The organism is Pedobacter sp. 05L430, assembly GCF_056397585.1.
In genome coordinates this window covers 1-1,926 of record NZ_JBFTNT010000470.1, presented here as the reverse complement: position 1 = coordinate 1,926, position 1,926 = coordinate 1, and the positions used below count along the sequence as shown (strand labels likewise).

The 1,926-nt window shown below is 36.3% G+C and carries 3 protein-coding genes; 2 read left to right on the top strand and 1 reads right to left on the bottom strand.

Annotated elements, in window-relative coordinates:
* Positions 1–634, top strand: a 634-nt coding sequence (locus AC1DG9_RS26480) for a chromate transporter (RefSeq protein WP_477635623.1), incomplete at its 5' end; no start/stop codon positions are given.
* Between the two features lie 32 nt (positions 635–666).
* Complete coding sequence (locus AC1DG9_RS26475) at positions 667–1,155, top strand: DinB family protein (protein WP_172663135.1); 489 nt, start codon at positions 667–669, stop codon at positions 1,153–1,155.
* Here the strand turns inward: AC1DG9_RS26475 and AC1DG9_RS26470 are convergent.
* On the bottom strand, positions 1,152–1,802 hold the full coding sequence (locus AC1DG9_RS26470; protein WP_288879485.1) for a family 16 glycoside hydrolase: 651 nt from the start codon (positions 1,800–1,802) through the stop codon (positions 1,152–1,154). The genes AC1DG9_RS26475 and AC1DG9_RS26470 overlap by 4 nt on opposite strands.
* Positions 1,803–1,926: the final 124 nt, after the last annotated feature.

Here is a 1,926-nt window from a genome sequence, read left to right as displayed (position 1 = left end):
GATCTGGCTAATTCCTTTACTTTTGTTGTACTTTCTTTCTGTTGATTTTCAATTTTGGAAAGACCTAAGCCTCTTCTTTACCCAAACTGCATTATTTACAATAGGAGGATCTTATACTGTTTTACCATATGTTGCACAGTTTAGTGTTTCGAAGCTGAACTGGCTAAGTAAGATGCAAATGATTGATGGTTTTGCCCTTGCTGAAACAACTCCCGGCCCATTAATTATTGTGGTGTGTTACGTAGGATTTATGGCAGCCTTTAATCATTTTTCAGGTTCTATCCTTATGGGCACAATTGGGCTTTTAATTACAACCTTCAATACCTTTTTACCTTCATTCTTATTCATATTTGTTGGCGGACCGATTATTGAAAAAACACATGGAAATAAAACAATTGGCAATGTTCTGGGATTTGTAACAGCTGCAGTTGTGGGAGTGATTTTAAACCTCACCTTATTTCTGGGAAAGGATATTATTTTCCCCGGTGGAGTATCTTTTAAATATATTGATTTTTACTCATTGGCCTGGATTATTATCACCCTGGTGTTAATGAAAAAATTTAAAGTTAACGTCCTCTATATTATTGGACTGAGCTTATTTTTCGGCCTCGCCCATTTTTATATTTTCAGATAAAATTATAATTTAACTGTTTAATATTAAATAGCATGAATTTACCAGCGCAATTAGCAAAGCACTTAAAAGATGTTCATTTTGGCGGGAACTGGACATCATCAAACCTTAAAGACAATTTGACGGATGTAAACTGGCAACAAGCAACAATGCAGGTTCATTCTTTTAATACCATCGCTACCTTAGTTTATCATGTGAATTACTACATAAGTGCAGTGCTAAAGGTATTACAAGGAGAACCACTTGAGGCTAGCGACAAATATAGTTTTGACCTTCCTCCAATCGAGTCACAAAGAGACTGGGATAATTTGCTGGACAAAACCTTTGCCGATGCAGAAACCTTCACTTTACTGATTGAGCAGTTGCCAGAGCATAAACTTTGGGAAAACTTTACAGATGAGAAATACGGAACCTACTACAGAAATATCCAAGGGATTATTGAACACACTCATTACCATTTAGGACAGATTGCGCTGATAAAAAAAATACTCTTACAAGCAGCTGAAAACCAAAGCAAAGGTTAGTTTTCTGTGATTTTTAAGTTTCTGAAATCTCCTGCAGATTCGCTGCCGGTCCAGAAAGCTATCTTCCCGGAATTTAGATTGCTTAAAGGAACCACTTCCAAGCATGGCTTAGGGTTTTCATTTACATAGACACTGATCATTTTTGCTTCCACTTTAATCCGAACCTTAAACCATTCTGCCGGATTAACATCCTCTCCGATCGGTTGCTCATACTTTAATGGAGAAGCTTCTCTAAGCTTTGGCCAGTCATTACCGGGAAGAGAAATATATTGGACAGCATGTTTTTTACGCAGCTCGTTATCAGATCTAAAATTAAATGGCCTAAAATAGATTGCCTCATAAGTAGAATCGTTTTGTATGTGGAAAGCAAATCCAACAAAGCTTTTCTGGAAAATATCTTCACCCTTCACCTCAAACGTTATCTCACCGTTTTTAAAATCGCGGTGTTTTATTACAGCAAAGCCTGCATCATACTTTGAATTTATATGTAAAGTGGGCTTTTGAGATGAACCACTCATATTTATGGTTCGATTTACGGTATGTGTAACCTTTGTAATGTCTACAGTTACTGTTTTCTGAGCCGATACTTTTACACTAACCGAAAAAATGAGTGTCAAAAGTATAAGTAAGGATTTTGGACTTTTCATATTGTTAATTTTCCTTTACAGTTCAAGAGCTATGCCAATGAATTTACCTACCTTAATAAGGCTTTTGACTACCCATGCTGTTCAAAATTGAACATCTACCGTTCGGATAAGAACAGTATCCATC